Here is a 24589-nt window from a genome sequence, read left to right on the forward strand (position 1 = left end):
TCCCCCGGGCTCAGTGGCGGTTGACCGCGGCGGCGCGCGGGGCGGCCTCCGCCTTGTCGCCCGGCGCGTCGGGAGCCTCGTCGGCATCGTGCTTCGGACCCGCCTCGCCGTGGAGCGGCGTCTGGTCCACGGGCTTCACCTTCACGCCCGCGGTGATCTTCTGGACGCCGTCGATGATCACCCGCTCCCCGGCCTTGAGGCCGTCGCGGATCAGCCAGTTCTGACCGACCACCGGCCCGACCTCGACGGGCTGGCGCATCACGGTGTCGTCGGCCCGGACCAGCCAGACCTCGGCGCGGCCGTCCTCGGTGCGCTGGATCGCCTGCTGGGGCACCGCGATCGCGTCGGAATCGATGCCCTGCTTGATCCGGGCGCGGACATACATGCCCGGGAACAGCTCGTCATGCGGGTTGGGGAACTGCACCCGCAGGGTCACCTGGCCGGTGCTCGGATCGGCGGTGACGTCCGAGAACAGCAGGCGGCCGGCCAGCGGGTAGAGGGAGTTGTCGTCCATGATCAGGTGGACGTTGGCGGTGTTGTCCTCCAGCCGGGCGAGCTCGCCGCTGGCAAGATCCCGGCGCAGGCGGTTCAGCTCGCCCACCGACTGGGTGATGTCGACGTAGATCGGGTCGAGCTGCTGGATCGTGGCGAGCGCCCCCGTGGAGCCCGGCTCGATCAGGGTCCCCTCGGTGAGCAGCGCCCGGCCGATCCGGCCGGTGATCGGCGCGCGCACGTCGGTCCAGCCGAGGTTGAGCTGCGCCCGGTCCCGGGCCGCCTTGGCGCCGGCGACCTCCGCCTCCGCCTGCTTCTTGGCCGCGAAGGCGGCGTCGTACTGCGCCTGGCTGGCGGTCGCCCGGGTCAGCAGGGTCTCGAGCCGGTCGGCCTGCTGGCGGGCCAGAACCAGGGCGGCCTCCTGGCGGGCCAGCACGGCCTCCGCGCTCGCCAGCTCGACCTCGTAGGGGGCCGGGTCGATCTTGTAGAGGATGTCGCCTTCCTTGACCTGGCTGCCCTGCTCGAACAGGCGCTTGACCACGAGGCCCGAGACCCGCGACCGGACCTCGGCGATGCGCATCGGCGCCACCCGGCCGGGCAGGTCGCGCAGGTAGGGGATCGCCTGCGGCGTCACGGTGACGAAGCCGACCTCGGGCACCGGCGGCGTCGGCGCGGCCGTCTGCTTCGGGTTGCAGGCCCCCAGCGCGAGGGCCAGCAGGGCAGCCGATCCCAGGACGGTCACGCGCGGCGCGAAGCGCCGGACGGGGGACGGGGAAAGGGCGGACGAAGTGCGGGTCACGGGTTCCGACGCTCCTGGAGATACATGCGTCTGCAAAGGCCGGCGCGGAGCAAGGCCCGCGCGTCGTCGAGGCGGATCGCGCATCCTCCCCGAACGGGGTTTCCCGGCTCTCGGAAAGGCGATGCGGCGCGATCAGGACTTCAGGTTACCAGGCCGGATCCGGGATCCGGGACGATGGCCCTGCGCCGATACGGCGAAGATCGGGCGCCCGGCCGGTGGACGAACCGGCGGCGCGGATCAGGCCGCCCGGGGCGGCCGGTGCAGGGCCTCGTCCGGTCCGAAGGCCGGCGCGACGATCGGAGCATAACCATAGGATGCGGCGGAGGCGTGACGCGGCCGCGGGGCCTCGACCGGGCGGCGCGGAAGCCCGAGCTCGCCGCCGACCTCGAGATCGGCCGGGCACAGGTCGGTGCCGTCGAACAGAGCCCGACGGGCCTCGGGGGCGTTCTTGCGCGTCTCGACCTTGCGGGCGTCCGACAGGACGGCGACGTTCTGGCTGACCACCCAGCAGGCCGGACCCGCCACCGGCGCGGCCCGGGCCGGACGGGGCGCAGCCGTCAGCGCAGCCGCCGCGACGACGAGCACCGCCAGCACGGCGAGGCTCCGGACGAGGCGGTCCGGCGAGCCCGCGACGCGGCGGGCCAGAAGGGCGACGGATCGGATCACGTCCCGGAGATAAGCATGGCCGTCCTCCGGCGCAATCACCCACGGCGTCGCGCCGTTTTCCAGTGTTGCCCGGAGTCCACAGGGCTGGCCGGATTCGCGCGCGTCACCCCGCCGGCCTCAACCTTGCCGCGAAGTCGGGGCCGGCTCGCCGGAGGATCGCGGCCCACCCGCGACGACCGACGCCATCGGCACGAGAGGACGAATGACTATGTCGAGACGGATCGCGATGCTCGCGCTGGCGGGCGCCCTGCTGGGGAGCGCGCCCGCTTCCGCCGGCCCGCTGGACAGCGGGCCGCTCGCGGATTTCATGAATGTCTTCCGCACCCAGGCGATCCCGCGCGAGACGATCGGCTGGAACAGCACCGAGAAGCCCGGCACCATCGTGATCTCGACCCGCCAGCGCCGGCTCTACTACATCCTCGGGAACAGCGAGGCGATCCGCTACGGCGTCGGCGTCGGCCGGCAGGGCTTCTCCTGGTCCGGCACCAAGACGGTGACGATGAAGAAGGAATGGCCGGCCTGGCGCCCGCCGCAGCAGATGCTGGCCCGCCGCCCCGACCTGCCCCGCTACATGGCCGGCGGCCAGGACAACCCGCTGGGCGCCCGCGCCCTCTATCTCGGCTCCTCGCTCTACCGGATCCACGGCTCGAACGAGCCCGAGACGATGGGCGCCGCGGTCTCCTCGGGCTGCATCCGCATGACCAACAAGGACGTGGTCGATCTCTACGACCGGGTCCGGGTCGGCACCAAGGTCGTCGTGCGCGACTGAGCGAAAAGCCCGGCGGCCGGCGCGGATCGCCGGGCCGTCGGGCGTGGAGCGCGCATCCCGGTTCCGATCATGCGCGAGCCGGTGGCCGGTCCCGGGCCGATCCAGCCGAACCTGCGGCGGATCGTACCGGCGGGATGTTCCATCGACACAGGAACATATATAGAACATCGAGACGACATCGCGCAGGATGCGACAGGAGCCCCGATGGCCCGCTACCGGTTCCACTGCACCAACGGTCTGGAATGCGTGTTCGACGCGCGCGGCGCGGATATCCGCGCGGCCGGGCGGCTGCCCCTGCGAGCGCGCCGGGTCGCCGTCGACGTGATGCGGGCGCTGTCCGACCGGACCGACTGGTCCGAATGGCAGGTCAGCGTGCACGACCTCACCGGCCGGCGCGTGATGGTGCAGCCGTTCCGGCAGCTGGTCGGCGATCGCCCCCTCGCGGCCTGATCTGGTCCACCGCCGGCGCGTTCGGTTATCATGCCGGCATGATCAGATCCGCCGGTTTCCGTCCGCGCTGATTCGCCGCCTGTCTGGGCCTCTGCCTGTTGCCGGCCTTCCCCGCCGCCGCCCAGGCGTTCCTGTCGCTCGTGGGTTTCGCGCCGCTGCCGTCCTTCGCCCTGGATCCGGTCGAGGATGCCGGCCGCTGGACCGGCTCCTACGCCCGCCTGTCGACCGGCTACGCGGTCAGCACGTCCCGGCATGTCGGAAGCTATTCCGGCCCGACCCTCGGGTTCGAGGGCGGCCGGATGTGGCAGGAGGGGCCGATCCTCTACGGGATCAGCGGCGGCCTGGATTACCTCGCCGGCCTCGACGGGACTCTCACCCCGGGCTTCGGGCGCCTCGCCTACAGCCGCGACTTCGCCGGCGCGCTCGAGGTCAAGGTCGGGACGCTGCTGACACCGGACGTGCTGCTCTACGCCAAGGCGGGGGCGGGCGCCGTGCACGACACCCTGCGGGTCGGGCCGACGCCGTTCAGCCCACCCCTCACCCGGGAGGACATCGCGATCCTGCCGAACGCCCGCTTCGGCGTCGAATGGGCGGTTACGGACCGCCTTTCCGTGGCGGTCGAGGCCGGCGTGGTACGCAACGGGCTACGCTGATTCGTTTTCGTTTGGGGTCGCCCGACCAGAACCGTCTTGCGAGCGCGTCAGCCGGAAACCGGACCCCGCCGAAGCGCCGCAAGATCGCGCCAGCCATAGGCGACCTCCTCGAGCGTGGCCCGCTCCCGCCGCTCCACCCGCTCGCCGACCACGACACCGCCGAGGCGCGCGTAGAACCGCCGGGCCGTCGCATTGTCGCGCAGCACCCACAGGCTGGCGGCACGATAACCGCTCCGTCGGAGATGGGCCGCCAACGCGGCCATCAGGGCGCTGCCGGTCCCGCGCCGCTGCGCGGCGCTCAGGACGTAGATCGCACTGACCTCCCCGTCGAAGCCGTCCGCCGCCAGCTCGGCCGCGCGCTGGGCGCCGCAGGACCCGAAGCCGACGAGACCCGCAGGCCCCTCGGCGACCGCGACCGCCGTGCCCGATTCCGGCCCCCGAGGATCCGCGTCCAGGCCGCGAGGCGGCGCTCCACCGTCTGGGCCGCGATCATTTCAGGGGGCAGGAGCCCGGCATAGGTTTCCTGCCAGGCGGCGACATGGATCGCCGCGATGGCCGGCGCATCGTCCAGGCCCGCCGGCCGGATCGTCACGGCCTCCCTCGATGGGACAGGATTCATCGGGCGCTCCTGTGAGGGCCGGACATCGCGCCCGCTGCCGGGCGGGCGACGGCGTTCCGATACATCGGCGCCGGACGCGGGCAGCAGACACCAAGATATCTGTGCGCCCTCCCCCTTCCGCAGAGCGACGTCCTATACGGGTTACGACCGTCGCCGAAGCATGCCCTGAGCGCAGAAGGCGCGGGCCCCCTCCCCCCCACGGGAGAGGGGGCGCGTCGCGGTCTGCAACGGCGCCTGCGCCGCAAACCCGTGTCGCTCGCAGGCAGAAGGGGAAGGGAAACCGCCCCCTGTGCGGACCGCGCCCTCTGTGGAGCTCTACTTCGGCACGAACGCCCAGTAATCCAGATCGAGGATCACGGCCGGGTCGTAGCCCTCGCCCGCCCGGTCCGGGAAGGCGCCGCAGGGCTGGTTCTTGGTGGCCACCGTGCGCAGGCGCAGGAGGCCGACATCGTCCCGGCCGACATCGGCCGCGGCCAGGATCTCGCTCCAGGCATAGACCGTATCGCCGGCAAAGAGCGGCGCCACGTGGCGGCCGGCATTGATGCCGGCCAGCGCGAAGGCATTGCCCAGGCCGTTGAAGCTGAGCGCCCGGGCCAGCGAGATCACGTGCCCGCCATAGATCAGCCGCCGGCCGAACCGGGTGTCCTTGGCGGCCAGCCCGTCGAAATGGACCTTGGCGGTGTTCTGGAACAGGCGCGTGGCGATTTGGTGCTCGGCCTCCTCGACGGTCATGCCGTCGACATGGTCGATCTTCTCGCCGACCGCGTAGTCGGCGAAGCGATGCGGGCTGCCGGCGAGCTCCGAATCGTAGGCGGCGGCGGACAGCTTCGGCAGGGCGCCTGCGAGGTCCTGCGGGTCGACCACCTTGGCCAGCGTCGGCACGTGCTCCTCGGCGATGGCCGCCTCGGGGTCGCGCTTGCGCACCAGCACCCAGCGGCAATAGCTCAGCACGGTCTCGCCGGATTCGTCCGAGCCCACCGAGCGGACATAGACCACGCCGGTCTGCCGGTTCGAGCTCTCCTTGAGGCCGATCACCTCGGAGACGGTCGACAGGGTCTCGCCCGGATAGACCGGCCGGCGGAAGCCGCCCTCCGCGTAGCCGAGATTGGCCAGCGCGTTCAGCGAGACGTCCGGCACGGTCTTGCCGAACACCATGTGGAAGGTCAGCAGGTCGTCGAGCGGGCTCTTCGGGTAGCCGAGGGCCCGGGCGAAGGCGTCCGACGATTGCACGGCGAAGCGCGGGCCGTAGAGGCCGGTGTAGAGCGCCACATCGCCCACCGTCACGGTGCGGGGGGTGGCGTGGCGGATGGTCTCGCCGAGGCGGAAATCCTCGAAGAACCGGCCTGGATTTGTCTTCACGGTCACTCGATCCTACTGCGCGTAGATATACGCCTGGGGCACGGCATATTCGTGCAGAAGGCGGCTGATGAACAGCAGCAGCAGGATCAGGATGATCGGCGAGATGTCGACGCCGCCGAGATTGGGCAGCAGGTTGCGGATCGGCCGCAGCACCGGCTCGGTGATCCGGTAGAGCACCTCGCCGATCTGGGCGACGATCGGGTTGCGGACATTCACCACGTTGAACGCCACCAGCCAGCTCAGGACCGCGCTGGCGATGAGGACGTAGATGAAAAGCTGGACGACCGTGTCGAAGAGCCAGATCAGGGCGTTCATGCAGGTCCGCGCACTATCCTCGGGGCGCCCGCGCGGCAGCACCGGGAGCGGTGTGCGGCAGGCGGCGGTGAAACAGGAATTGACAGGCTGAGCCGCCCGCGCCTACAAGGCCGGCGCCTCGACGGGGCTGTAGCTCAGATGGGAGAGCGCCGCAATCGCACTGCGGAGGTCAGGGGTTCGATTCCCCTCAGCTCCACCAGGCCTTCCTGGTGAAAAGTCAGTCTTCTGCTCTCGGCGGCGATATCGCTGCTGGGACCAGGCTTTAGCGGCAGCCTACACGGTCTCCCGCAACCGTCGACATCTCTCCGCCGGCCAACTTCGGGCGTGAACACGCGCCCGTTCTCGGCGTGGGCAGTGCCGCTTTCCGGCTCGCCAAGCTGACGTAGGCTCGGAGACCGTTTCGCACCTCGGCTTGAGACGCGCGTTCGCGGGGAGATCGCGCTGTCGTGGATCCAGGCAGAGCGCAACGCGGATCGGGAATCGCCGGGCAGCGAGGCGCGGCGCTTGGGAGCGAGTCTTTGATCAACGGTGGCAGCCTACGGTCCGAGGCGACGGCTCCTCCGCCCCATGGCAGCCCAGCCGCGTTGCTCTTCGCCACGATGTTCCCGCAAGCCGCCTTGTCCATGCTCAGTCTCGCGCCGCCGGTCATGGCGGGGGAGGTCACGCATAGCTACGGCCTGCCCGCCGAGATCACGGGGGCGTATTCGGGCCTGGTCTACGCCTTCGTCCTCCTGGGCAACCTGCTCGCTACGCCGCTGATCCAGCGCTTCGGACCGTTGCGGCTGAGTTTCGCCTGCGTGGTCGGGGGAGCTCTCGGCCTCGCGATCTTCGCCTAGGCCGGGATCGTCGGCCTGCTGTCGGGCGCCGTCCTGATCGGGCTGTGCTACGGACCCCTCACACCCGCCAGTTCTCAGGCGATCGCCCATCAAGCGGGATCGCCCGCATTCGTGTTCATCGTCTCGGTTCGGCAGACGAGCGTGCCGCTCCTGCTGGCACGCTTCGACTGGAGCGGCACCTGCGTGATCCTGGCCGGCGGCAGTACCCTCGCCGCGCTCGCCTTTGCAGCCGCCCCCCCCTAGTCAGGACGGAACGCGCCGCCGGTGCACCGAGCCGGAACCGGCGCCTGCTCGATCCGCCGTACCTGATCGTCCGCAACCCGGCACTGCTGAGGCTGGCCGCAGCCTCCGCGATCTTCGGAGCTATCCAGCTCGTCCTGAGTGCCTTCCTGGTGGTCTACCTGGTGAGCGTGGTCGGGCACGATCTGATCACCGCGGGTGCCCTCCTCTCGGCGAGCCAAGTGGCGGGCATCCTCGGTCGGCCGGCCTGGGGGTATCTGGCCGATCGCACCCAAGCCTCGCGCAAGGTGCTGATCGGGCTGAGCCTCGGCATGGCGCTCAGTTGTACGCTCGCCGCCGCGCTCGCCCCGCTCGGCCCCTCTTGGCTGTCCCTACCCGTGGTGATCGTCTTCGGCGCTACGGCCACAGGCTGGAACGGGGTCTTCCTGGCGGAGATCATGAATGCCGTCACGCCCGCGGAGGTGGGTGCGGCGACGAGCGGCGGTCTTCTGTTCACGTACGGCGGCATCGTGGTCGGACCGACCCTGTTCGGCGCCCTGGCCCACAGCGCTGGCTTCGTCGCCGCTTTCCTGACGCTGGCGCTCGGCGGCCTGATCGCGGCGCTTCTTGTGAGCGCGATGCCACGATCCCGGCCGGTCGCCCACTGACACCCGCGCGTCTTTCGCACCTGCGCCGCAGCGGTTAGCGATGCGGAGGTGGAAATCGAGGGCCCCGCGATGATCGAGCTGTATGCCTGGAACACGCCCAACGCGCGCAAGATCAGCATCGCTCTTGAGGAGATGAGCCTGCCCTACCGGGTCAGGACCGTCGACATCACGAAGGGGGAGCAGTTCGATCCGGCCTTCCTGGCGATCAGCCCGAACAATCGCATCCCCGCCATCGTCGATCCGGACGGGCCCGGCGGTCCGATCTCGGTGTTCGAGTCGGGCGCGATCCTGCTGTACCTCGCGGAGAAGTCGGGCCGGTTTTTGCCAGCCGATCCGCGCCAGCGCATGGCCGTGTTGGAGTGGCTGATGTGGCAGATGGGCGGGTTTGGACCGATGCCGGGGCAGGTCCACCATTTTCTGGGCGTCGCGGAGAAGGACCGGGCCTACGGGTTGGAGCGCTACCTGAAGGAGACTCACCGGCTCTACGGGGTGCTGGATCGGCGCTTGGCGGCGGCGGAGTTTGTGGCCGACGCGCTGTCGATCGCGGATTTTGCCATTCTGGGTTGGGCGTGGCGGCACGAGCGCCATCAGGTCGACCTCTCCGACTATCCTCATGTGAACCGCTGGTACGATGTAATGATGGCCCGGCCGGCGGTGCAGTGTGGCTTCGCGGTCGCATTGAGCTGAGACGCAGACAGCTCGTAACTGCTCTCTCGGAAGAAAACTCAGACGGAGAAAATTCGCCGCCGCGCTCGAAAGCAGAAAGTCCGCAGTCAAAAGAAAGATGCTGCTTAGCGCCAAGAGCGGAAGTCGGCGGTCCGCCCGGAAGCGGACGTTCAGTTTCAGGTGAGCGACCGTCCGGTGTCGACCCGACCCAGTTACTCCGGCTTTGCGCCGCGATGCTCGGAAGCGGACGTTGAGCGAGCAACTTCTGTACGACTGAATCTGGTCGAAAGCTGCCTGTCCGGTTCTTAGCGTCATGGTCGCCCTCGCCCGTGACGCGTTGATGGTCGTCGGCGCTGGACACGGTCTCGGCGAGCGATGCCGGCCCCAGACAGTGCTCGTCGATCGGCGCCTGGAGGCCGGCCTAGGTAAGGTCAAAATACAACCTCAGGAAGCCGCCGCCGAAATCGTCGAGATCGGGCATGGCCTCGCCCCCCGGGACGGACCGTCCTCGGCTCTCGGCGTCGGATTGCATCCTAAAGCAAGCCAGCCGGCGCATCAGGATCTGACACCGAGCACATCCCTCAGGCCAATCCCAACACCGCCAGCAAGAAGGCAATTGGCGGCGACGAGATGTGCGACGAGGATCTTGGCCTGTTTCGATGGCTTGGCCGGCTGTGCGCGGCATCCTAGCCGCCAATAATTATATCTGAAACTTAACTTGAGCCGATATCGTACCGCCGTCAAACGACCTGATAATATTCGTGCCGAAGGCTTTCCTTTCGTACACACTATCGTCTGTCCAGATGGCCAATAACCATCAAATGATTGGATTCTATATATCGGAACAATGCCGGAAAATATCTGTTGTGACGAAGGTTGAATAAGTCATTCAGCACTACAGGAAATCTTGCATGAAAAATTTCAATCTCGCCCTCGTCGCCTTGACCGCCCTTGGCGGCGTCGCCCTCGCGGCCGGTTCGGCCAGCGCCGCCCCGATGTCCGTCAACGGCCTCCAGTCCGAGAGCGGCGTCACCCAGGTCCGCATGATGCACGGCGACCGGATGATGATGAAGAAGCGCATGATGCGGAAGCAAATGATGAAGCGCCGCATGATGAAGAAGCGGATGATGAACCGCGGCATGTGATTTCAAGCGCCTGACAGTCCCGGAGGTCCCGATGAAGGGACCTCCGCCCTGCCGGCCACGATTTCAAGGAAGACCGCTTGGCCCGAACCTATCTCACCCGATCAGCGCCAGAGACTGATGAGGTCGAGCGTCGCCGATGGATGTTCCGGCATCCCGTCGTCATCCGCATCACGCACTGGGTGAACGCGGTCTGCCTCCTGGTCCTGCTGATGAGCGGCCTGCAAATCTTCAACGCCCACCCGGCCCTTTACTGGGGCAGCGTCTCGACCTTCGACACGCCGCTGATGGCGATGTCCTCGACCGAGGACGACCCGCCCAAGGGCGTGACGACGGTGTTCGGTCACGGCTTCGACACGACGGGCTGGCTCGGCTCATCGGTCGGCTCCAATGGCGAGGCTGCCGACTGCGGCTTCCCGGCCTGGTCGACCCTGCCGAGCGACCAGGACCTCACCGGCGGCCGCTCCTGGCACTTCTTCTTCGCATGGGCCTTCGTCCTGAATGGGCTCGCCTACCTGCTTTATGGGCTAGTCAGCGGACAGCTTCGGTTCCGCGTGATCCCGTCGCGCGACCAGATCCGGCATTTCGGCGCGTCGATCCGGGAGCACCTGACGCTGCGCTTCCCGCAGGGCGACGAGGCCAAGCGCTACAACGTCATCCAGAAGCTGACCTACCTCGTGGTGCTGTTCGTGTTGCTGCCGGTGCAGGTGCTGGCCGGGCTCGCGATGTCCCCGGCGATGGACGCTGCCTTCCCGTACCTGCTGACGCTGTTCGACGGGCGCCAGTCGGCGCGCACGGTCCACTTCGTCGTGGCGGCCCTGCTGGTCTTGTTCGTGGTCGTTCACGTCGCCCTCGTCCTGCTCTCTGGCTTCTGGAACAACATGCGCGGCATGCTCACCGGCTGGTTCGTGATCGAGCGCAAGGTCGAGCCCACCGCCGCCACGGGTGAGCCCCGGCCATGAGCAGATTACCCAGCCGACGCGCCCTCCTGACGGGGGCCTCCGCCACGGCCGCGGCGGCCATGCTGGGCGGGTGCGACCGCCTCGGCAACTCGGAGTGGTTCCGGCGCACCCTCAAGACCGGCGAGGACGCCAACCTGTTCGTCCAGCGCCTGTTACTCACCGACCGGGCGCTGGCCCCGGAATACGCCGAGGCCGACATCTCGCCGTGGTTCAAGCCGAACGGCACCGAGGACCCGCCGGACAAGGCCTACAAGGCCCTCGTGAAGTCTAAGTTCGCCAAGTACCACCTGGAAGTCGACGGCCTCGTGGAGGCGCCCTTCAAGCTGTCCCTGGCCGAGCTCCGCAAGCTTCCCGCCCGCACCCAGATCACCCGGCACGATTGCGTCGAGGGCTGGAGCGCCATCGGCAAGTGGACCGGGGTGCCGCTCTCCGACCTCCTGTCCCGGGCCAAGCTGAAATCGGAGGCGCGCTACGTGGTGTTCCACTGCGCCGACACCATGGATCAGGGCAACGCACTCGAAGGCGGGGGAGACGGGGAGGAGGCCGACAAGGCCCCCGCCGGCAATGCCAACCCGAGCATGACCAAGCAATCGGGTAGCGGGGAAAGCAGGAAGGATTCAGGTGGCCAGCAGGCGTCGGATGATGACGCGGCCAGCGGCGGATCGCCGGTCCGGTATTATGAAAGCATTGATCTCGTGGACGCGTTCCACCCGCAGACCATCCTCGCCTACGACATGAACGGAGAGGCGCTTCCCGTGTCGAACGGCGCACCGCTGCGGCTGCGCGTGGAACGCAACCTCGGCTACAAGCAGGCGAAATACGTGATGCGCATCGAGGTGGTCGAGAGCTTCGCCAGCCTCGGCGATGGCAAGGGGGGATACTGGGAGGACCAGGGCTACGCCTGGTACGCCGGTATCTGAGGTGACGCGATGGTCGCCCTTTGCGGGAGGGTCAGACGTCTACCCTGAGGCAACGCTCGGGCTGTCGCCTCCGGTTTGAACCCCGCTCGGCCAGCAGCCGAACGCAGACTTTCGACGGATGCGAAGTCGTCCAGGGTCGAGAATGGCCCCCGGCACCCTCGGTTTTCGGAACAGGATTCCGTTTCCGATTCAACCCGTCGAACCCCGAACCCGCTGCGCTCTTTCCTGCCGCGGCCCGCTTCAGTTCCCCGATCCCCGTGAGGAAGAACATGACCTACCTTCGATACGCACCCGACGTCGAGAAGCCCGATCCGGACGAGCAGAAGACGATTGACGGCATCATCAACGGCATGACGCAGCAATCGGAGACCGTTGAGGCACGCGAGCACCATGCCGTGCGTGCCAGCCACGCGAAGAGCTCGGCCTGCGTCACCGGCGAGTTGACGATTGCCGCCGGCCTGCCGCCCGAACTGGCCCAAGGGCTGTTCGCCACGCCCGGCACCCACCCCGTGGCGGTTCGCTTTGCTCAGGGGCCGGGCGAGACCCTTGGCGACCGGGTCTCGACCCACCGCGGCATGTCCATCAAGGTGTTCGACGTGCCCGGCGAGAAGCTGCTCGGCCACGCCGTCGACACCCAGGACTTCGTACTCGCGACGGGCACCACGTTTCCCTCGGGGACGGCGGCCGGCTTCCTGCGGGACGGCACCGTCATCGGGAAGTCCACGGGGTTGCCGGAAGGGGTGAAGAGCGCGGTCTCGTCGACGATGCGCAACCTCAATCGCGCGCTGCACGCCTTCGGGACGGAGAGCGCGCTGGCCGACTTCTTCGGCCATCCCTACAGCCACCCCCTCGCCGACAGCTACTTCAGCCAGGCGCCGGTCCGCTACGGCGATTATGTGGCCAAGCTCGGGGTCGTTCCGGCGACGGGAAGCCAGCGTGCCCTATCCGAGTGGCGGCTCGATCCGCATCAGGACGAGGACGGCTTCCGCCATGCCACGGTCGCCTTCTTCCGCGACCACGAGGTAGTGTTCGAGTTGAGGGCCCAGATCTGGGCCGACGCCGAGAGCCAACCCATCGAGGATGCCTCGGTCGACTGGCCGGTCTCCATCAGCCCCTACCGTACGGTCGCTACGCTGCGCCTGCCCCGCCAGGATGCCTACGGCGCGGACCGCGTGCGCTACTTCGACGAGGTGATGACCTTCCGTCCTGCCCATAGTCTCGCGGCTCACCGGCCGCTTGGTTCCGTGATGCGCGCACGGCTTCGGGTCTACCAGGCGCTGAGCGATTTCCGCCACAGCAAGAATGGCGTGGCGTCCGAGGATACCGCGAGCATTGATCACGTTCCAGCCTAGGCGCGACATGACCGACATCGGACAGCCAGGGTGGGGCCGACAGGCTGGTTAATGTCGCCCGGGCGCACGCCTGTGAGTTCAAGGGCCCCTCCGTCTCCGATTGAACCGACGATGCGGTGGTGTGCAACACACACATCGACCGCGGCGGCGCCATCTTGACGTAGACGGTCGTGATCGAAGCCCTCAGGTTCCGGATCAGGGAGCCGATCGCAAAGAACTGAAGACGATGGTGAGACGTTCCCGGGGGCTGGATGGCTCCGTGCCGTCAAGTCTCCGTCCATCGACCGTTTGGAGCCGGCGTGATCGCACGGACCGCGCACGACGATGCTGGCTCGGCAAGCGCCAGCCCGGCCATGGGTTCATGTTCTGATCGCCTGTGCGGGTTCACCCAATGCCGCGGCGGGTCACTCGACCTCGATGCGTCCGATATGAGCGGCCCGCGGACCTGACTGGCACTCTCGGCCTGACGAAATCTGCGACGGACCAGTGTTCGTATTGCAGCGCGAAAATTGAAGGACAATGCCGTCATGTCCCTACATTTCGAACGCCTCGGCACGGGCCGGCCGCTACTGATGGTCCATGGGCTGGGGGCCAATCTCCGCGCCTGGGATCCGCTCTTGAGCGCATTGCGCGGCTCGCGCGAACTGATCTTGGTCGACCTGCCGGGACATGGCAGATCGGCCCCGCTCGCGGGCCGGCAGACGGTGGAGGCTTATGCGGACGCCCTAGCCGGCTTCGTGCAGTCCCATGGCCTGACGACGGCGGACCTTGTCGGCAGTTCGGTGGGGGGCCGGCTGGTGCTGGAGTTGGCGCGGCGGGGCATCGGTCGGCACTGCGTGGCGCTCGATCCCGGCGGTTTCTGGCGCGGGTGGGAAACGCGCTGGTTACACTGGACGCTCGCGGCATCGATACGCCTGGTGCGGCTGCTGCGGCCCTTCCATCCCGGCCTGTCGCGCCATGCCGTCACCCGTACGCTGTTGCTGGCCCAACTGTCGGCCCGTCCGTGGGTGCTACCACCGCAGCTTGTCGAAGAGGAGCTGCGGAGCCTGGCGGCCACACCGGTGTTCGATGCGATGCTGCGCGAGCTGGCACGCGGACCGTTGCAGCAGGGCTCGGCAAAGACGCCTGGCCGGGTCACCATCGGCTGGGGCCGCCAGGACCACCTGCTGCTGCCACGCCAGGCTGCACGCGCCCAGGTAGCCTTCCCGTCGGCCCAGTTGCACTGGTTCGAACGCTGCAGCCACTTCCCGCATTGGGATCAGCCTGCCGAGACGGCGCGCGTGATCCTCGAAACGGCCGGGGAGGATGCGCCTTGAAATGGCTTCTTGCACACCCGAGCCCGCGGTCATCCCCGGATCGTCAAGCATATCGGCCGAACTTGCCGCATCCGCTCGGGATCCGGTCCATGGTCCGCTCTTTAATCGCCGCGGAAATGAAGCAGCGCTTCAAAGCCAACCTAGAGCGCGGCATTTCGAGGCTGCGCTGATCGCGCTGACCTGCTCTGGTTGCGCTCCACATGGCCCATCCCGCGAACGACCGCTTTAATTAGGCTTGCCGTTTCCAGGCTCGACAACGGACCGTCTGAACTCGCGCTCCGGGCATTCCCCATGTGTCCTAAAGGGGATCGGCTACCGAACGTTTCCGCTCACGACCCCTCTCGGACATTCAAAGCGTCCGCTTCCGGGTAACTTCGTCGAAGGCTAGCTAGGCCGCCGCCTCAACGATGGCACAGACGGCAGCGACTTTGACCTGACCGGCATTTCGGACAGGGTCAGATGAGATGCTACTGCATCTTGGCGACCATGGGTGGCTGGAAAGTCAGATCCGGGAAGGTGACGGGCGCGGGCTGGAGGTCACCCAGCGATAAGTGCGGCCGGACACGGTTGTATGTGGTTTGCCAAAGACCGACCACGATCTCTGCCCTCTCTTGTGAGAAGAAGATCTCCTGGCTCAGATGACTTGACCGGCTGGCTTTGGATCGGGCTGACTGAGGAGATCAAACTGGACTCGGGTTATAGGGATGAAGCGGGGACAAAGGCCGAGTCTCAATTATTCACTTTGACGCGCTTGGGAAATCATATACACAAACTATAGACTCAAAAATAGAATAGGATAATTACAGTGAACCGGTTCAATTTAGGTCTAGCATTTGATGGCGAGCGTGTGAGCTTCCAACCTGCCGCTCCTTTAGTCGACAAACTAGAGCATACGTTTGGACACTCTCTACGCCATTGCAAGTTCTATGTTTTAAAGGGCGGAAGAAAACCGACCATTTCTTTTAGTCATGGTGGCGATGTTTCTATAGCGGAAAATGATTTAACATCGAAAGAAGATATTTACGAAGCTGCCATTTCACATGAAGTCTGTCATTATTTACAAAAGAATATCCGTAATGCAAAAAATACTATTGGAACAATGTCACAAATCGAGTTGGAGGCCGAGCTGGCATCTGTGCATTTTGCCTTCGGCAAAAAAATAAATCTAAGTTTTAATGACTACTCAACATCAATTCGGTTTTGGGATAAAGCGGGTCATTATTATACGACAGTACTTTGCTACCTTGCAGCAGGTTGTGACCCTAGGGAGGCCAGTTTAATCGGAAAGCGGGCTTGGCTACCTGACGCAACTTTAAATCATGCGGCCGTAAATGCGCTCATATCTGCTGCAAAGGAAAATTCATATAGAAAGGCCACAGAGGCGTTTCTGGATTATAAGCTGGCCAAGACTCCGGAGCAAAAAACTGCAGCAATCGCTGCTGGCGCTCGTCTTGGGTTGAATGAAACCGTTCGTGCCATCCACATGGGATTGCATGCACTGACCAGCAAAAACGTTTTCAAGGAACGAGAAGCCAGGGAGGGAGTAATTTTGTCTGGCAGAATGCAAAATAGTTTCCTGACAGACATTGCACATCACCCGTTTGGTAATTGCTATTCACATATGCAGCTTCCTGATGACGACTCAATGTGCGTGGCTGGAATGGGGCACTACGATGCTACACAACCCGAAGAGGGACATGAGTCAGATCAAATTTGGAATATTAAGAGGTCAAAACCTTATATGGATTATGTAGGAAAATTATACGAACTTGCATGTAGGAGGATGAAAACAGTCTATCGCCAAGAAACCTTAGATAACATTCTTTTTGCCATGAACCCGATGTACCATAAGACGCGAAAATTTGCGCTTGCGCGGCCGGTTGAAAATGCAAGGAAATTGGCGACTTTACCTGACTGCCGGTCGGAGGATGAGTGCGCGAATCATCTTCAAGCCGTTGCGCTCGGAATACTCGGTAACAAGAAAAATATTTATGATTACAGTTGCCCGGAAGGACTTAAGTGGGCTCAGTACAAAAATCATATTGAACATCGCGACGTTTTTCACGGGGACGACTATGCTTCATCTTACTACCTTTCTGGAAATAAAATATTCCCGGATGGCGGTTGGGAAAGAGGCTATGATTGGTTGGGCGCAGCAATTCTTGCTGCTGCCTGCGATTGGGCGGAGTTAACTGGAAGCAAAATCGATCGGTCCCTTGTTGTTCCAATTTACCCGAGGCTCCCAGAGAGGGACCCTAATGCAATAGATCTTGGATATGGCCTTCAATATAGCGAAATAAAATTTTGATTTATTTGTTATATATTGGATATTGTAAATAGCCGTGATTGACGCAATGCGGGACTTCTCGTTTCCGCAGTTGAGGGTTGACCAATAGTACGGGTATTGCGGACGAGGTTTGCATAGCACAGTCAAAGCAGTTGTGCCGGCAGAGCCCTCCGGCCGATGCGCCCGTAGTGAAGGGGACTATCGCCGAGTTTGGTGGATCAGGCGGCGAGAAGGAAGCGACGGGTGGTGTGGGGTTGCCCTCGACCTCCCGGCCGGCCTGCTCACGATCCGTCGGGGCTACGCGATCAGCGTGCGACGAGACGGCGACAGCGTGCACCTGCCGGGTTCTCACCCTACGTGCTCGAACCGGCACTGCGCATCCTGCGTGAGACGTAGCCGTTCGACCGCGCCGAGGTTCTATACGCGCGCTTATGCGAGGACCTGACTGCGGGAGAGATCGCGTCCGCTTCTGGGCGACGAGCCAGCTACCGCTCTCCACCCAAAAGTGACGCTCCTGAACGTTCACAACTGCCGCTCGTTCTCATGGGTGACGCTGGACAAGGAAGCCGTGTGCTCTCGATCTTCGATCTCACCGCCCTTCTCCTGACCCTGTCGGCCCTGTTCGGCTGGATCAACCGGCGCTTCGTCCACATGCCGCACGGCATCGGCCTGCTGGTGATGGGGCTCGTGGCATCGCTGCTTCTGGTGCTCCTCGACGTCGCCTTCCCCGGCCAAAACCTCTACGGCGCCCTGAGTGACGTGCTGAGGCAGATCGACTTCACCGACGTGGTGATGAACGGGATGCTGGCGTTCCTGCTGTTCGCAGGCGCCATGACCCTCGACCTCGGCGCCCTGCGCGACCGGGCCTGGCCGGTCGCCACGCTCGCGCTGGTCGGTACCGTCATCTCGACGGCCGTGGTGGGCTGCGCCTTCTGGGCCGTGGCGCAGGGCGTCGGCCTGCCGGTCACCCTGCCGTGGGCGCTGGTGTTCGGTTCGCTGATCAGCCCGACCGATCCGGTGGCGGTACTGGCCACCTTGAAGAACGTGAAGGTGCCCCTGGCCTTGGAGATCGAGATGCAGGGCGAGGCGCTGTTCAACGACGGCGTCGGCATCGTCCTGTTCACCGTCCTCCTCGGCTTCGCGGCCGGCATCGGCGGCGAGGCATCCGGCCCCGCCGGGATCGCCCGCCTGCTGGTGCAGGAGGCGGGGGGCGGCCTGCTCCTCGGCGTCGTGACCGGCTACGTCGCCTACCGCGCCATGCGGACCATCGACGACTTCCCCGTCGAGGTCCTGATCACCCTGGCCCTCGTGACGGGCACCTACGCCCTGGCCCAAAAGCTCCACATCAGCGGCCCCCTTGCGGTGGTCGCGGCCGGGCTGCTCGTCGGCGACAGGGCTCCGCGTGATGCCATGAGCGAGCGCACCCAGGGTTACGTCTCCGCCCTGTGGAGACGTGTCGGAGGCGGAGGCATGCACCGCGCTTTCGCGGATACGGCGGCACAGCTACATATCTGACGTGCCCATCCTCCTAGCGCTCGGCGCCCTCCTGTTCGGCCTTGTGTTTGGCCCCCACTGGTGGGTGCGCCGGGCGATGCGGCAACACGCGACCGAGCGGCCGGATCTGCCCGGGACCGGAGGTGAACTCGCCCGTCATCTGCTCGACTTGGCGGGGCTGAAGCACGTTTCCGTCGAGATAGCGCCAGCCGACCACTTCGACCCGGTCGCGAACGTCGTGCGGCTGTCGCCGGGGAACCATGACGGCCGCTCGATCACGGCGGTCGCGGTCGCGGCACACGAGGTCTCCCATGCGCTTCAGCACGCGGCGGGGGACCGGCTTTTCGCGGCGCGGGTGAGGTTTGCCCCGGTCGTGCAGGGCTTCGAGTTTGCTGCGGCAGTAGTGATGATGACTGCGCCCGTGGTGCTCGCTCTCGTCCATTCGCCGGTGCTGCTCGCCCTACAGGTCGGTGTCGGCATCGCACTCCTCGGCGTTCGCCTCGTGTTCCACGTCCTGACACTGCCCGTCGAACTCGACGCGAGCTTCCGCCGGGCCCTGCCCATCCTGGAGACGGGTCACTTCCTCGACGCAGGCGACATGCCCGGCGCCCGCACCGTACTGCGCGCTGCAGCCCTCACCTACGTGGCCTCGTCCCTCATAGCGCTCGTGAACATTGCCCGCTTTCGGCGGCTCCTCCCGTTCTAAAACCTCCGAGGCGAGGGGCCGATGCGCCTGCCCGCCAAGCCGCGAGCGGACCGCCACCTTCGGAACCAGACCTGGCCATTCCTCTCAGTTGCTGTGCCTTCCAAGCGGACATTCGAATAGGCGGGCGGGAGGTCCGCAAAGGGTCAAGACCTACCGGTACGGGCGGTGGTCAGATACACCCCGTCACTCCTGAGGCACGCTGATGATCGGGATCAGCTTGCGCTGCTCGGCCCATACGGCCGACAGCCCGCGGCACAGCCGCGCCGCGCCGTAGCCCGCCGCCAACCGACCCTCGATCGCCGCCTCGACGATGTCCGGCGCTAGAGCAGCCAGCGGCAGCAGCATGCGCACGTGCCGTTCGCTGCAGCCCGCGCGCGCCGCCAACATCGCCGTGTCCGTCGCCCGCCCGCTGGCCAACGCCTCCGTCCACGCCCGGGCCCGAGCGATCGACACGAGCAGTTGGCGCCGCACATCCTCCGGCATCGGCTGCCGCGCCCGGCTCGGATGCGCCGCCCGAGCTTCGGGCGCGAGCACCGCCGCCCGGCTAGACCGTCGCTGGCTCGACCATGGCACGACGATCTCGTCCGCCTGCGCGTCGGCACCGTCGCCATCCGCGGAGGCGGCGTCCGCGCGCAGCGTGATGACCAGCGCATCCGTTCGCACGACGACCCGCTCGAGCCAGCGCTCGACCAGAGCCGGCATCATGGCCTCCGACCTCGGTCGGTCGTCGTGGTAGAGGGCCGCGGTTGCGGTGGCTCCGATGCTCTGCTCGATGGCCGTACCCGCTGGCGTCCGCCGGCGCACGGCCCCGCCCAACGCCGCCAGGACCGCCTCCTCCAAGGCCGCCGCCGGCACGCGGCCGGGGCTGAAGTCGGTGCTCGCCGCGCCTCGCTGGCGGGCCCGACCCCGTAGCAGCGCCTGCGAGACGTAGTACCGGTACAGCACCCCGCCTTTGCGCGTGTGGCTTGGGGTCATGGCGTTGCCGTCGGCATCGAACAGCCGCCGGCCCAGCAACGCCCCGGAGGCCGAGCGCGTCCGCCGTCGCTGGGGCGTCTGCGCGGCCAACTGCTCCGCCACCGCCGCGAACAGCTCAAGCTCGATGATCGCCGCGTGCCGGCCGGGATGGCTCGCGCCGCGATGCGTGATCTCGCCGAGATACACCCGCGCGGCCAGCAGCTTGTACAGGTGCCCGCGCGAGAACGGGCCGCCGCGCACCCGCCCACCGGTCACGCTGCGTCGGTCCGGTGCGTGCGCCCCCTCCCGTTCCAGCTCCGCCGCCAAGGCGCCGACGCTGCCGAGCGCCCGGTACCGCTCGAAGATCCGCCGCACCAGCGCGGCGTCCTCCGGCACGACGTGCAGCGCCCGCGCCTCGACCCGGTAGCCGAGCGGGACGATGCCGCCCATCCAGATGCCCTTGCGCTTCGAGGCCGCGATCTTGTCGCGGATGCGCTCGCCGGTGAGTTCGCGCTCGAACTGGGCAAACGACAGCAGCACGTTGAGCGTCAGCCGGCCCATGCTGGTCGTGGTGTTGAACGCCTGCGTCACCGACACGAACGACACCCCGTGCCGGTCGAACAGCTCGACCAGCTTGGCGAAGTCCGACAGCGCCCGGGTGAGGCGGTCGACCTTGTACACGACGATGACCTCGACCCGTCCGGCCACGACCTCGGCGAGCAGGCGCGTGAGCGCCGGCCGCTCGAGCGAGCCGCCGGAGAAGCCGCCGTCGTCGTAGCGCTCGGGCAGGAGCCGCCAGCCCTCGTGCGCCTGGCTCTTCACGTAGGCCTCGGCCGCCTCGCGCTGGCTGTGCAGCGAGTTGAACGCCTGCTCCAGCCCGTGCTCGGTCGAGACCCGGGTGTAGATCGCGCAGCGCACCTGCTGCGGCGTCGCCGGTGCGCGGACCGGGGCTTTCACGAGACCACCTCCGTCTGCGCCCGCAGCTCGGGTCTGATGCGCTCGCGCAGGCCGAAGAAGCGCGGCCCGTTCCAGCGGGTGCCGGTGATCGCCTCGGCGATCGGTGACAGGCTGGCGTAGATCGCCCCGTTCCAGAGATAGCCGGCCGCGGTGACGCTGACGCGGTGGACCTGCCCGGCATGCTCGCGCACGAGCTGCGTGCCGGGGCTGGGCCGGCTGGTGTCGCGGGTGGCCAGGGTCTTCGCCGGATCGGCGCCCGCGGCGAGGCGGTCGAGCAGGCGGGCGGTGTCGCGAGACAGGCCGCCGTAGGCACGCACTTGCATCTCGTAGGCGAGCAGGCGCGCGAGCATATCCCGACGCAGGCCAGGGGGCGCCGGGCGGCGGGTCAGCCGGCGCCAGCGCTGGCGGAGCGCGTCGAGGTCCAGGGCAGGCAGGGCGTCGAGCTCGGCGAGAAGTGGGTCGGCTACAGGGATGGGTGAGCGGTCCATGACATCCCCTCAGCGCGAGGCTACTGGCGTGGCAGGGGCTGCCTCGCTCGAGGCGCTCGTCGGTCCGGAGGCGGACTCGGCGGTGGTCTCGATGCGATAGACCGTCCTGCCGTCGGCCTCCCGCTTCCGGACGTGGATCGCGTGGCCCTTGCGGCGCAGGCCGGTGAGCGCGGCGCGGGTCGTGTGCGGCAGCCAGCCCGTGGCGGCGGCGAGCATCTGGAGGTCGGCACCCTCCGGCCGTCGCAGCAGGGCCAGGACCCGCGCGATCTTCGTCCAGGCCCGCGGCTCGACCGCCGTGCAGATCGGCGTCCGCTCCCGCGATACGCCGACTCCGGCACGAGCATCGACATCGATGATCGCGAGCCCGGCCACGGTCAGCTGAAGCCCCTTCGCTTCCCCGGACGGGACGCGGACCCAGATCGGCTCGTCCGCCGCCGTGACGGTCTCGGCGACGCTGAGCGCGACCAGCTTCTCGCCGAGGCGGCGCCTCGCACCGCCCGTCACCCGCTCTGGTGGGGTGAGGCGATGATCCGGCCTGCGCGCCGCGGCGGCGAGCAGATCGCGATGTTGCGGCGTGAGCAGCGGATCAGTCGGCATCGTCGGGCTCTCAAGGGTCGGACAGCCCGCGCTGGGTCTGCCACCGCCTACAGCCCCGACCGCACTGAGGGCAGCGGGGGTCGGGGGGTATCGGCGCGGATCGACCGGCCGTCAGCGGCAGCGTATCGGCCACCGGGGCGAGCCGGTGGGCATGTCTGCCGGGGATCAGGTGTCCGTTTCGGCGGCACGCTGCAGGCGGCCGATCAGGCAGACGGCGCGGTGCAGGGTGTCGGCCTCGTTCAGCAGCGTGTCGAGCTTCATGGCGATGCGCACCGCCTCGCGCTCGGACCCGGCCTCGGCGCAGGCGAGCGCCGCCTTGGCGATCGCCGCCGCGTCGGTCAGCCGGCCGCTGATCTCGCTGAGGCCGGCGGTGATGCTCAGTCCGGATGTGTTCATGGTTTGTCTCCGCCGGGCCGTCGGGTTGCTTCGCGCCCGCCTCGGTCGCCGGACGCACACACGCTCCGTCCGCGACGACAGTCCAGCGGAATCTGCCGGCTCACTCCCGCGGCGTCTTGCGCAGCTCTTTGAGCAGCTCGTGCGGGTCGAAGCCGATCACCTCGGCGAGGTCGAGAAGCTCCACGAGGTCGACCCGACGTTGGCCGCTCTCGATCCCGCTGACGAACGGCTGATGCCGGCCGAGCTGCTTGGCGACGTCGGATTGCTTCAGACCGGCCGCGTCGCGGTACCGGGCGATCAGCTCCGCCAGGCGCCGATGGCGACGGGAGCGCAGGGAGGGGGGCATGGCGGGCCGGGCAGACGGGGTCCGGCAGGCCCAGTACCGACGACATCGCCTGATCCAAAAATCAGATATCTATAAACCGGATATTCCGCTGGACTGTCCGCCCCGGCAGAGCGACGCCTGCACCCCGGAGGATCGGCCTCCGCATCGGGCGCTCGCACCATGACCCTGCACATCCCCGTCCCACCCGCCGCCATCCCCATGCCGCCGCTCGCCCCCAGCGCGGTGCGGTACATCAAGCTCGGGCCCGGCGGCGCCTGGGCGAAAGCCTGTCTAGCCGAGGGTGTGATCCGCTTCGGCAGCCCGGACGAACCGCACGCCGAATGCCTCGCCGGCGACTGGGATGGCGCCCGCGCCGCGCTCGCGCGCGACGGGCGCCGCCCGCCGGGCGAGGTCAGCCAAGTGCTGCGCGAACTCCGGGACTTCCACACCTTGCCGGCCGAGGCACTCTGGATCACCTTTGCAGAAGGCAGGCTGTGGTGGGCGTTCGCCGAGCCGGAGGTCACGCGCGTACCGGTGGGCACTGACGGCGTGGTCGAGCGCCGGACGCGGGCGGGATGGCGCGACTTCAACCTACTCGGCGCGCCGCTGACGACCGCGAGCCTGAGCAGCCGCCTGACCCAACTCCAGGGGTACCAGCGCACGATCTGCAAGGTCGCCGCGGAGGACTATCTCCTGCGGCGAATCAACGACATCGACGAGCCCGCCGTCGTTCGAGCGCGGGCGGTACGGGCGGAGATGATCCAGGCCGCCGAGGCGCTGATCGCCGGGCTGCACTGGGCGGACTTCGAGGTGCTGGCCGATCTGCTGATGGCGCGCTCGGGCTGGCAGCGGGTGTCCGCGCTCGGCGGAAGCCAAGCCGAAGTCGACCTCGTCGTCGAGCAGCCGGCGACTGGCGAGCGCGGCTTCGTGCAGGTGAAGTCCCGGGCGACGCAGGCGGTGCTCGCCGACTCGATCGCGGCCTATCGCACGAGCGACGGCTACGCGCGGATGTTCTTCGTCTGCCATTCCCCGGTCGGGGCCTTGGCCGCGGACGGGCCCGACGTGCATCTGCTCACCGGCGGGGAGCTCGCCCGGCGCAGCGTCGAGGCCGGCCTGCTCGACTGGCTGATTGAGCGCAACGGTTGAGCCCAGCGGCTAGCCTGCACTCCTGATAGGATACCTTGTTGACACTTCAATATAGGCGGCGTAGTTCGAGTTCATGTTGGACGCGAGCTACGCCACTTTCAAACGAGATCAGGTCGAGCAGGCGATCGCCATCGCCTCGGGCATCAACCCGCAGCACGAGCCGAAGCGCTTCGACGCTCTCAGGATCGAGTTGAAGCGTCTGCTCGACCGCGACCGTAGGCAGGAGCAGGAGACACCCCGCGGACGGCCTGTCCGTCGAGCCTTCCATGGCGAGGGGCCGCCCGGTCGCGGCATCGACGTCCTGTACAGCGGCTACGAAGCCTTCGCGTTGCTGATCGCGCTGCGGTTGATGCGCGGAGGACTGACCCAGGCTCGTGCGGTGGATTTCCTACGCGACCTGCGGGCGCCACTCGCCGGCTTTCACTACGAGACGCTGCGGCAGGATCCACACGACCTCCGTCCCGATGTGGACCCCGGAGATCTTGAGAACCTCATCCGGATTGGCGCGCTCATCCGTGAACCAGAGGATTTGGCGCATCTCACCGCCCTGGCAGGCGAGCATGCCGAGGCGTTCGATGTTTCCTCGCCCGAGAAGAAGCCGGTGTCAGGCAACATCTGTCGCAGCCTCGACGATCTTTGTCATCGCCTGCGCTGGGCGAGCCATGAGGGCCACGCTCTGATCGTGGTCGAGCTCGTCAATGCTGCCCATCAACTCGCCCACCACCTGAAGCGGATCGAGCCGCGCCCGCGCGGCCGCCGGTAGGCGAAGCTTTCACACCCACCGCAACCTTCAAGAGGAGAACATCGTGTCACGATCAATTGGAACCCACACTGAGGTATCTTATGAAACGGGTCGTCTCGTCCCAAAGCTCGTCGATCGCATCACGATCCGGCCGCTCGCCGAGTTGCGGCCGGATCCGCGCAACCCTCGCAACCACCCGCCGAAGCAGATCGCCAGGCTAGAGCGTTTTCGGTTTAATCTGGGTCGTATCCTGCGGCAGCGAAGAAGTTGGCGCACTCGTCTGGGGTGACAGTG

At 66.9% G+C, this 24589-nt stretch carries 27 protein-coding genes, 1 tRNA gene and 1 pseudogene; 18 read left to right on the top strand and 11 right to left on the bottom strand.

All coding sequences use genetic code 11. From position 1 onward, the window contains the following. Positions 1-10 precede the first annotated feature (10 nt). Together LGR69_RS15075 and LGR69_RS15080 are read right to left on the bottom strand one after the other, a co-directional pair. Positions 11-1234 (bottom strand): efflux RND transporter periplasmic adaptor subunit, encoded by a 1224-nt coding sequence (locus tag LGR69_RS15075; RefSeq protein WP_039904072.1) that lies wholly within the window; start codon positions 1232-1234, stop codon positions 11-13. Between the two features lie 294 nt (positions 1235-1528). Further along, the gene (locus tag LGR69_RS15080; protein ID WP_007567699.1) at positions 1529-1996 is read right to left on the bottom strand and encodes a hypothetical protein; all 468 of its coding nucleotides are present in this window, start codon (positions 1994-1996) and stop codon (positions 1529-1531) included. Positions 1997-2165: 169 nt separating this feature from the next. Here LGR69_RS15080 and LGR69_RS15085 point away from each other — a divergent pair, with 169 nt between their 5' ends. From LGR69_RS15085 to LGR69_RS15095, 3 genes are all read left to right on the top strand, one after another. Then, positions 2166-2726 (top strand): L,D-transpeptidase, encoded by a 561-nt coding sequence (locus tag LGR69_RS15085; protein ID WP_091861368.1) that lies wholly within the window; start codon positions 2166-2168, stop codon positions 2724-2726. Positions 2727-2930: 204 nt separating this feature from the next. Then, positions 2931-3176 carry a DUF6894 family protein gene (locus LGR69_RS15090; protein ID WP_007567703.1) on the top strand — a complete coding sequence of 82 codons (246 nt, stop codon included), beginning with the start codon at positions 2931-2933 and terminating at the stop codon, positions 3174-3176. 98 nt (positions 3177-3274) lie between these two features. Next, the gene (locus LGR69_RS15095) at positions 3275-3829 is read left to right on the top strand and encodes an outer membrane protein (RefSeq protein ID WP_230366495.1); all 555 of its coding nucleotides are present in this window, start codon (positions 3275-3277) and stop codon (positions 3827-3829) included. A 47-nt stretch (positions 3830-3876) separates the two neighbouring features. Here the strand turns inward: LGR69_RS15095 and LGR69_RS15100 are convergent, their stop codons facing one another. From LGR69_RS15100 to LGR69_RS15110, 3 genes are all read right to left on the bottom strand, one after another. Beyond that, entirely contained in the window at positions 3877-4284 is a 408-nt protein-coding gene (locus LGR69_RS15100) for a GNAT family N-acetyltransferase (protein WP_230366526.1), read from the bottom strand. A 479-nt stretch (positions 4285-4763) separates the two neighbouring features. Then, positions 4764-5807 carry a MaoC family dehydratase gene (locus tag LGR69_RS15105; RefSeq protein WP_230366496.1) on the bottom strand — a complete coding sequence of 348 codons (1044 nt, stop codon included), beginning with the start codon at positions 5805-5807 and terminating at the stop codon, positions 4764-4766. Between the two features lie 12 nt (positions 5808-5819). Further along, complete coding sequence (locus LGR69_RS15110; RefSeq protein ID WP_007567711.1) at positions 5820-6122, bottom strand: YggT family protein; 303 nt, start codon at positions 6120-6122, stop codon at positions 5820-5822. 123 nt (positions 6123-6245) lie between these two features. On the opposite strand from LGR69_RS15110, the gene LGR69_RS15115 reads away from it, so the two are divergent. The 10 genes from LGR69_RS15115 (at position 6246) to LGR69_RS15155 (ending at position 14203) form a co-directional block, all read left to right on the top strand. Beyond that, positions 6246-6321: transfer RNA gene (locus LGR69_RS15115), tRNA-Ala, on the top strand. A 418-nt stretch (positions 6322-6739) separates the two neighbouring features. Continuing rightward, positions 6740-6958 carry a hypothetical protein gene (locus LGR69_RS15120; protein ID WP_230366497.1) on the top strand — a complete coding sequence of 73 codons (219 nt, stop codon included), beginning with the start codon at positions 6740-6742 and terminating at the stop codon, positions 6956-6958. A 111-nt stretch (positions 6959-7069) separates the two neighbouring features. Beyond that, entirely contained in the window at positions 7070-7201 is a 132-nt protein-coding gene (locus LGR69_RS31855) for a hypothetical protein (protein WP_268868595.1), read from the top strand. Positions 7202-7245: 44 nt separating this feature from the next. Continuing rightward, positions 7246-7845 carry an MFS transporter gene (locus LGR69_RS15125; protein ID WP_268868592.1) on the top strand — a complete coding sequence of 200 codons (600 nt, stop codon included), beginning with the start codon at positions 7246-7248 and terminating at the stop codon, positions 7843-7845. A gap of 69 nt (positions 7846-7914) precedes the next feature. After that, positions 7915-8532 (top strand): glutathione S-transferase family protein, encoded by a 618-nt coding sequence (locus LGR69_RS15130; protein WP_230366498.1) that lies wholly within the window; start codon positions 7915-7917, stop codon positions 8530-8532. Between the two features lie 890 nt (positions 8533-9422). Then, complete coding sequence (locus LGR69_RS15135; RefSeq protein ID WP_230366499.1) at positions 9423-9656, top strand: hypothetical protein; 234 nt, start codon at positions 9423-9425, stop codon at positions 9654-9656. 140 nt (positions 9657-9796) lie between these two features. Next, positions 9797-10615 carry a cytochrome b/b6 domain-containing protein gene (locus LGR69_RS15140; protein ID WP_230366500.1) on the top strand — a complete coding sequence of 273 codons (819 nt, stop codon included), beginning with the start codon at positions 9797-9799 and terminating at the stop codon, positions 10613-10615. Next, the gene (locus LGR69_RS15145) at positions 10612-11535 is read left to right on the top strand and encodes a molybdopterin-dependent oxidoreductase (RefSeq protein WP_230366501.1); all 924 of its coding nucleotides are present in this window, start codon (positions 10612-10614) and stop codon (positions 11533-11535) included. Before LGR69_RS15140 ends, LGR69_RS15145 begins: the two co-directional genes overlap by 4 nt. Positions 11536-11804: 269 nt before the next feature. Next, entirely contained in the window at positions 11805-12887 is a 1083-nt protein-coding gene (locus tag LGR69_RS15150) for a catalase family protein (protein WP_230366502.1), read from the top strand. Positions 12888-13414: 527 nt separating this feature from the next. Next, positions 13415-14203 (top strand): alpha/beta fold hydrolase, encoded by a 789-nt coding sequence (locus tag LGR69_RS15155; RefSeq protein WP_230366503.1) that lies wholly within the window; start codon positions 13415-13417, stop codon positions 14201-14203. Positions 14204-14670: 467 nt separating this feature from the next. Here the strand turns inward: LGR69_RS15155 and LGR69_RS32205 are convergent, their stop codons facing one another. Further along, a complete protein-coding gene (locus tag LGR69_RS32205) occupies positions 14671-14841 on the bottom strand; it encodes an integrase core domain-containing protein (protein ID WP_370881367.1) in 171 nt (56 codons plus the stop codon). A gap of 167 nt (positions 14842-15008) precedes the next feature. On the opposite strand from LGR69_RS32205, the gene LGR69_RS15160 reads away from it, so the two are divergent. The 3 genes and pseudogenes from LGR69_RS15160 (at position 15009) to LGR69_RS15170 (ending at position 18690) form a co-directional block, all read left to right on the top strand. After that, positions 15009-16511: a hypothetical protein gene (locus tag LGR69_RS15160; RefSeq protein ID WP_230366504.1), complete on the top strand. Its 1503-nt coding sequence runs from the start codon at positions 15009-15011 to the stop codon at positions 16509-16511. A 549-nt stretch (positions 16512-17060) separates the two neighbouring features. Then, positions 17061-17939 (top strand): annotated as a pseudogene (locus LGR69_RS15165) (cation:proton antiporter); the annotation flags it as partial. A gap of 67 nt (positions 17940-18006) precedes the next feature. Next, positions 18007-18690, top strand: a complete 684-nt coding sequence (locus LGR69_RS15170) for a zinc metallopeptidase (RefSeq protein WP_230366505.1) — start codon at positions 18007-18009, stop codon at positions 18688-18690. A 183-nt stretch (positions 18691-18873) separates the two neighbouring features. On the opposite strand, the gene LGR69_RS15175 is transcribed toward LGR69_RS15170, so the two are convergent. The 5 genes from LGR69_RS15175 to LGR69_RS15195 form a co-directional block, all read right to left on the bottom strand. Then, entirely contained in the window at positions 18874-20601 is a 1728-nt protein-coding gene (locus LGR69_RS15175) for a recombinase family protein (protein ID WP_230366506.1), read from the bottom strand. Next, positions 20598-21089, bottom strand: coding sequence for a DUF2924 domain-containing protein (locus LGR69_RS15180; RefSeq protein WP_230366507.1), 492 nt, complete (start codon positions 21087-21089; stop codon positions 20598-20600). Before LGR69_RS15180 ends, LGR69_RS15175 begins: the two co-directional genes overlap by 4 nt. A 9-nt stretch (positions 21090-21098) precedes the next feature. Further along, a complete protein-coding gene (locus LGR69_RS15185) occupies positions 21099-21686 on the bottom strand; it encodes a DUF3489 domain-containing protein (RefSeq protein WP_230366508.1) in 588 nt (195 codons plus the stop codon). A gap of 165 nt (positions 21687-21851) precedes the next feature. Beyond that, entirely contained in the window at positions 21852-22082 is a 231-nt protein-coding gene (locus tag LGR69_RS15190) for a hypothetical protein (protein ID WP_230366509.1), read from the bottom strand. Between the two features lie 100 nt (positions 22083-22182). Beyond that, positions 22183-22428: a helix-turn-helix domain-containing protein gene (locus tag LGR69_RS15195; protein WP_230366510.1), complete on the bottom strand. Its 246-nt coding sequence runs from the start codon at positions 22426-22428 to the stop codon at positions 22183-22185. A 159-nt stretch (positions 22429-22587) separates the two neighbouring features. On the opposite strand from LGR69_RS15195, the gene LGR69_RS15200 reads away from it, so the two are divergent. Next, entirely contained in the window at positions 22588-23553 is a 966-nt protein-coding gene (locus LGR69_RS15200) for a restriction endonuclease (protein ID WP_230366511.1), read from the top strand. Positions 23554-23629: 76 nt separating this feature from the next. Then, positions 23630-24316, top strand: coding sequence for a hypothetical protein (locus LGR69_RS15205; RefSeq protein ID WP_230366512.1), 687 nt, complete (start codon positions 23630-23632; stop codon positions 24314-24316). The last annotated feature ends 273 nt before the right edge of the window (positions 24317-24589 follow it).

It is taken from the genome of Methylobacterium brachiatum, from assembly GCF_020523825.1.
Taxonomy (GTDB): domain Bacteria; phylum Pseudomonadota; class Alphaproteobacteria; order Rhizobiales; family Beijerinckiaceae; genus Methylobacterium; species Methylobacterium brachiatum.

Coding starts and splice junctions, on each gene's coding strand:
- LGR69_RS15200 (WP_230366511.1), top strand. CDS start 22,588: ATGACCCTGCACATCCCCGTCCCACCCGCCGCCATCCCCATGCCGCCG.
- LGR69_RS15145 (WP_230366501.1), top strand. CDS start 10,612: ATGAGCAGATTACCCAGCCGACGCGCCCTCCTGACGGGGGCCTCCGCC.
- LGR69_RS15090 (WP_007567703.1), top strand. CDS start 2,931: ATGGCCCGCTACCGGTTCCACTGCACCAACGGTCTGGAATGCGTGTTC.
- LGR69_RS15155 (WP_230366503.1), top strand. CDS start 13,415: ATGTCCCTACATTTCGAACGCCTCGGCACGGGCCGGCCGCTACTGATG.
- LGR69_RS15135 (WP_230366499.1), top strand. CDS start 9,423: ATGAAAAATTTCAATCTCGCCCTCGTCGCCTTGACCGCCCTTGGCGGC.
- LGR69_RS15195 (WP_230366510.1), bottom strand. CDS start 22,428: ATGCCCCCCTCCCTGCGCTCCCGTCGCCATCGGCGCCTGGCGGAGCTG.
- LGR69_RS15110 (WP_007567711.1), bottom strand. CDS start 6,122: ATGAACGCCCTGATCTGGCTCTTCGACACGGTCGTCCAGCTTTTCATC.
- LGR69_RS15150 (WP_230366502.1), top strand. CDS start 11,805: ATGACCTACCTTCGATACGCACCCGACGTCGAGAAGCCCGATCCGGAC.
- LGR69_RS15180 (WP_230366507.1), bottom strand. CDS start 21,089: ATGGACCGCTCACCCATCCCTGTAGCCGACCCACTTCTCGCCGAGCTC.
- LGR69_RS15130 (WP_230366498.1), top strand. CDS start 7,915: ATGATCGAGCTGTATGCCTGGAACACGCCCAACGCGCGCAAGATCAGC.
- LGR69_RS15085 (WP_091861368.1), top strand. CDS start 2,166: ATGTCGAGACGGATCGCGATGCTCGCGCTGGCGGGCGCCCTGCTGGGG.
- LGR69_RS15140 (WP_230366500.1), top strand. CDS start 9,797: ATGTTCCGGCATCCCGTCGTCATCCGCATCACGCACTGGGTGAACGCG.
- LGR69_RS15185 (WP_230366508.1), bottom strand. CDS start 21,686: ATGCCGACTGATCCGCTGCTCACGCCGCAACATCGCGATCTGCTCGCC.
- LGR69_RS15190 (WP_230366509.1), bottom strand. CDS start 22,082: ATGAACACATCCGGACTGAGCATCACCGCCGGCCTCAGCGAGATCAGC.